This is a genomic window from Nonomuraea cypriaca, assembly GCF_015645445.1.
In the GTDB taxonomy this organism is placed as follows: domain Bacteria; phylum Actinomycetota; class Actinomycetes; order Streptosporangiales; family Streptosporangiaceae; genus Nonomuraea; species Nonomuraea cypriaca.
Genome location: NZ_JADOGI010000401.1, coordinates 1 through 5,260, shown reverse-complemented (window position 1 = coordinate 5,260; position 5,260 = coordinate 1). Strand labels below are relative to the sequence as shown.

The following is a 5,260-nucleotide window of genomic DNA, read 5'->3' as shown; positions in this document are numbered from 1 at the left end:
CACCTGACCCCCGCCGGCCGGCGAGCCGATGTCGGACGATTGCTCTACCCTGGCCCGGAAAGCGGTCACAGGAGGGATTGTTCGGTGAGCGAAGGCACGGCTGGCGTCCCCGCGACCGTCCTGTCGGCCGTACTCGAACGCATCACCTACGCCAACGAGGAGACCGGCTATACCATCGCCCGCGTCGCCACCGAACGCTCCGGCGCCGACCTGCTCACCGTCGTCGGCCCCCTGCTGGGCGCGCAGGTCGGCGAGTCGCTGCAACTGCGCGGCCGCTGGACCGCCCACCCCCGCTACGGCCGCCAGTTCGAGGTGTGGTCCTACACCACCGTGCTGCCGGCCACCGTGCAGGGCATCCGCCGCTACCTCGGCTCCGGTCTGATCAAGGGCATCGGCCCCAAAATGGCCGAACGGATCGTCGACCACTTCGGCACCGCCACCCTCGACGTCATCGAGCAGGAGCCGCAGCGCCTGACCGAGGTGCCCGGCCTGGGCCCGAAGCGGACCAAGATGATCGCCGCCGCCTGGGACGAACAGAAGATCATCAAAGAGGTGATGATCTTCCTGCAGGGCGTCGGCGTGTCCACCTCGATCGCGGTACGCATCTTCAAGCAGTACGGCGAGCAGTCCGTCGACGTCGTCAAAAGCCGCCCCTACCAGCTCGCCGACGACGTGTGGGGGATCGGCTTCAAGACCGCCGACACCATCGCCCAGGCCGTCGGCATCCCGCACGACAGCCCGGAACGCGTCAAGGCCGGCCTGCGCTACACCCTGTCGCAGGCCGCCGACGACGGCCACTGCTACCTGCCCGCCCCCAACCTCGTCGGCGACGCCGTCAAGATCCTCGACGTGCCCGCCGGCCTCATCACTACCTGCCTGGAGGACCTCGTCACCGACGAGGGCGTCGTACGCGAGCCGATCCCCGCCGGCGACAACGTGGTGCCCGCCGTCTACCTGCCGCCCTTCCACCGCGCCGAGATGTCGCTGGCCTCCGGCCTGCGCACCCTCCTCCACAGCGGCCACGACCGGCTCAAGACCTTCGCCGACGTCGACTGGGAACGCGCCGAGACGTGGCTGCACGGGCAGACCGGCGCCGAACTCGCCGCCGAGCAGCGCCAGGCCGTCCGCCTGGCCCTGACCCGCAAGGTCGCCGTCCTGACCGGCGGCCCCGGCTGCGGCAAGAGCTTCACCGTGCGCTCCATCGTGCTGCTGGCCCGCGCCAAACGCGCCCGCGTCATCCTGGCCGCCCCCACCGGCCGCGCCGCCAAACGCCTGGCCGAGCTGACCGGCCACGAGGCCACCACCGTGCACCGGCTGCTGCAGCTACGACCCGGCGGCGAGGCCACCTTCGACCGCGACAACCCCCTTGACGCCGACCTCGTCGTCGTCGACGAGGCCTCCATGCTCGACCTGCTGCTGGCCAACAAACTCGTCAAGGCCGTCGCCCCCGGCGCCCACCTGCTGTTCGTCGGCGACGTCGACCAGCTGCCCTCCGTCGGCGCCGGCGAGGTGCTCAAAGACCTCCTCGCCGCCCAGGACGTCCCCCGCGTACGCCTCACCCAGATCTTCCGCCAGGCCCAGGAGTCCGGCGTCGTCGTCAACGCCCACCGCGTCAACACCGGCCGCCACCCCGTCCTGGAAGGCATGAACGACTTCTTCCTGTTCCCCTGCGAGGAGCCCGAGGAGATCGCCGCCCTCACCGTCGACGTCGTGGCCCGCCGCATCCCCGCCAGGTTCCGCCTCGACCCGCGCCGCGACGTGCAGGTCCTGGCCCCCATGCACCGCGGCGCCGCCGGCGCGGGCGCCCTCAACACCGCCCTGCAGGAGGCCCTCACCCCCGCCCGCGACGGCATGCCGGAACGCCGCTATGGCGGCCGCGTCTTCCGCATCGGCGACAAGGTCACCCAGCTACGCAACAACTACGACAAAGGCGCCAACGGCGTGTTCAACGGCACCGTCGGCATCGTCACCGACCTGCGGCCCGACGAGCACAAACTCACCGTCCTGACCGACGAGGACGAATCAGTCGACTACGCCTTCGACGAACTCGACGAACTCGCCCACGCCTACGCCGTGTCCATCCACCGCTCCCAGGGCAGCGAATACCCCGCCGTCGTCATCCCGCTGGCCACCAGCGCCTGGATGATGCTGCAGCGCAACCTCCTCTACACCGCCATCACCCGGGCCAAGAGGCTCGTCGTCATCGTCGGCTCACGCCGGGCGCTGGCCCAGGCCGTACGCACCAAGGGCGCCGGGCGGCGGCACACGGGCCTCACCCATCGCCTTACCGCGCGTTGACCTTGACTTGACTCTGCTAAGTGATCTAAATGTGACCGAACTCTCCTAAATGATTCGTCGTCTTACATGCAGGAGCATTATGGTTTTTTGGGGTGCGTGAGCATCCCAGGGGAGAGGACTGACTTGAACGTTGCGCCCGCTTGGAGAAGACCGGCCGCGTCCCTCGCACTGCTCGCCGCGGCGGCCCTGACGGCATCCTGCTCAGGCGGCGGCACCACCGCCCAGGACCCGGGCGAGTCAGAAGCCACCACCGTCGCCACCCCCCAAGCGCCCACCATCAAGATCAGTCCCACCGAGGGCAACACGAAGGTCAACCCCGAAAAGAAGATCGTCATCACCGCCGACGGCGGCGCCCTCGAGGACGTCACCGTCGAAGGCGACGGCGACACCATCAAGGGCCGCTACAACAGCGACAAGACCAAATGGGTCTCCAAGACCCCGCTCAAGCCCTCCACCAGCTACAACGTCTCCGCCAAAGCCGGCGTCACCGCCACCACCAGCACCTTCGAGACCGCCAAACCCGAACGCGCCCTCCAGGTCGCCGACGTGACCCCCAACGCCAAGGGCGAGACCGTCGGCGTCGGCGCGCCCATCATCGTCACCTTCAACCAGCCCGTCACCAACAAGGCCACCATCGAACGCGCCCTCGAGGTCGAGGCGGAAAAGCCCGTCGACGGCGCCTGGCGCTGGATGAACGACACCGTCGCCATCTACCGCACCGCCAAATACTGGCCCGCCCACCAGAAGGTCACCTTCAACGCCAACATCACCGGCGTCAAAGGCGGCAAAGGCCTCTACGGCGTCAAGGACTACACCGCCACCCTCGACGTCGGCGCCAAGCAGATCAGCAAGGTCGACGTCGCCAAACACATGATGTACGTCTACAAAGACGGCAAACGCGTCCAAACCATGCGCATCAGCGCCGGCATGGCCACCACCCGCGAATACACCACCACCTCCGGCATCCACCTCACCATGGAACGCGGCAACCCCGTCCGCATGATCTCCCCAGGCCGCAAAAAAGGCGACCCCGGCTACTACGACGTCATGATCGACCACGCCGTACGCATCTCCAACTCCGGCGAATACGTCCACGCCAAGGACAACGTCTGGGCCCAAGGCGTACGCAACGTCAGCCACGGCTGCGTCAACGCCCGCCCCGACCAGGCCAAATGGTTCTACGACAACATGCAGCGCGGCGACGTCGTCGACATCACCGGCACCGACCGCGAACTCGAATGGAACAACGGCTGGAGCTACTGGCAGATGCCGTTCTCCCAATGGAAGAAGGGCAGCGCCCTGAACAGCAAGGCCTGACCCACATGCGCATCCGCGCCGCCCGCGACGGCGACGTCACCACCGTACTGGCCATGTTCGACACCGCCGTCGCCTGGCTCACCGCCCGGGGACGCACCGGCCAATGGGGGAGCAGCCCCTTCACCGGCGACCCCCGCCGCACCGCACAGATCACCAGCTGGTACCACGCCGGCGGCATGCGCATCGCCGAACACGACGGCAGCCCCGCCGGCTGCGTCGCCGTCGGCACCCCCCACGACTACGTCACCCCCGCCACCGAACCAGAACTGTACGTCCAAGCCCTCGTCACCAGCCGCGACCACGCCGGCCACGGCGTCGGCCGCGCCCTGCTGGACTGGGCAGCGGGGGAGGCCCGCACCCGCGGCGCCACCCTCCTGCGCGTCGACTGCTACGCCGGCGACGACGGCCGCCTGGTCGCCTACTGCGAAACCTGCGGCTTCACCCGCGCCGCCCCCTTCACCGTCGGCCAGTGGCCCGGCATGCTCCTGCACCGCCGCCTCTGACCTGCCCCAACACGATCTCGCCACCGTACGCCGAACCGGGGGACTCGACGTCGAATCCGGAGACCGGCACCCGTCAGGAGAAACCCGCCGCCCGCCCCAGCGGCGAACCGTCACCCGGCGCCAGCGGCCGCGTCAGGAACACCGGCATCTGCGCCATGAACCGCGGCTCCGACCCCAGATGCTCCTGCGCCGCGTGCACCGTGAACGGATGCACCACATACATGTCCCCAGGCGCGCCCGTCGCCAGCGCCACCGGCCGGTCCCCGCCCGCCGCATCGAACAACGGCCCCAGCCTCATCGGGTCCTGGACCCGCTCATCCAGCAGCGCCGCCATGTCCCGCTGCGACCCCACCCGCACCCGCGTCGGCGCGTCATCCGCCCCCACCTGCGAGAACAACGCCAGCAGCAGCAACGTCCCCGGCCGGCCGCTCACCCCGTAACTCCCATCCGGCCGCGCCGTGCTCGCATCGATGTGCCAGCCCCGGTCATCGGCCGGCGGCACCCGCGGAAACCGGACCGGCACGTTGCCCACACTGCCGCGCGGCACCCACCCGCCAGGCCCCGCCACCGCGTCCAGCGCCGCCCACAGCCGCGCACTGCGCATGAACTCCCCGAACGGCCCCTCACCCGTCAGATCGGCCGTCCACACCACCGGCTGCGTCCACCCCGACGGATCGTCCGGCGACAGCCCGATCCTGGCCCACAGCAGCTCCCGCGCCGCGTCACCCACCGCACGCGGCACCACCGCCTCCACCTTGGCGAACCCGTCCGCCACGAAAGCCTCGACATCCACAACGTCCATGACGAGCACGCTAGCAGCGCGATCCACCGCATTCCCCGGCCGCTTTCCCAGCCCGCCCGGCACGGCTTTCCCAAGCCGCTCGGCACGAACTTTCCCGGCCGCCTCACACCAGCGCGAGCTGCTCCGCCCGCGGCTCCCGCCGCACCACCTCCGGCACCCCGCACCGCATCCCGTACATCTCGCACAACTGCGCGATCTGACCCGTGATACGCCCCTCATACCCCGGCGACGGCAGCCCCGCCCCGTCATACAACTCCGCATAACGCTCCACCAACCGCGGATGCGCCTGCCCCAGCCACTCCAGATACCACTCCCGCGTCCCCGGCGGCAGCCGCAACAC

4 protein-coding genes and 1 pseudogene are annotated in these 5,260 nt (G+C 69.6%); 3 read left to right on the top strand and 2 right to left on the bottom strand.

Going from position 1 to position 5,260, the window contains the following annotated elements:
- Positions 1-84 precede the first annotated feature (84 nt).
- The 3 genes from recD2 to ITP53_RS53660 all read left to right on the top strand — a co-directional run bounded on the left by recD2 (position 85) and on the right by ITP53_RS53660 (position 4,118).
- The gene (recD2, locus tag ITP53_RS53670) at positions 85-2,298 is read left to right on the top strand and encodes an SF1B family DNA helicase RecD2 (RefSeq protein WP_195903189.1); all 2,214 of its coding nucleotides are present in this window, start codon (positions 85-87) and stop codon (positions 2,296-2,298) included.
- Positions 2,299-2,421: 123 nt separating this feature from the next.
- A complete protein-coding gene (locus ITP53_RS53665) occupies positions 2,422-3,615 on the top strand; it encodes a L,D-transpeptidase (protein WP_195903188.1) in 1,194 nt (397 codons plus the stop codon).
- 5 nt (positions 3,616-3,620) lie between these two features.
- Positions 3,621-4,118 carry a GNAT family N-acetyltransferase gene (locus ITP53_RS53660; RefSeq protein ID WP_195903187.1) on the top strand — a complete coding sequence of 166 codons (498 nt, stop codon included), beginning with the start codon at positions 3,621-3,623 and terminating at the stop codon, positions 4,116-4,118.
- 73 nt (positions 4,119-4,191) lie between these two features.
- Here the strand turns inward: ITP53_RS53660 and ITP53_RS53655 are convergent, their stop codons facing one another.
- Positions 4,192-4,920, bottom strand: a complete 729-nt coding sequence (locus ITP53_RS53655) for a phytanoyl-CoA dioxygenase family protein (protein ID WP_195903186.1) — start codon at positions 4,918-4,920, stop codon at positions 4,192-4,194.
- A gap of 103 nt (positions 4,921-5,023) precedes the next feature.
- A pseudogene (locus tag ITP53_RS53650) lies at positions 5,024-5,260 on the bottom strand (radical SAM protein); the annotation flags it as partial.

Coding starts and splice junctions, on each gene's coding strand:
- ITP53_RS53660 (WP_195903187.1), top strand. CDS start 3,621: ATGCGCATCCGCGCCGCCCGCGACGGCGACGTCACCACCGTACTGGCC.
- ITP53_RS53655 (WP_195903186.1), bottom strand. CDS start 4,920: ATGGACGTTGTGGATGTCGAGGCTTTCGTGGCGGACGGGTTCGCCAAG.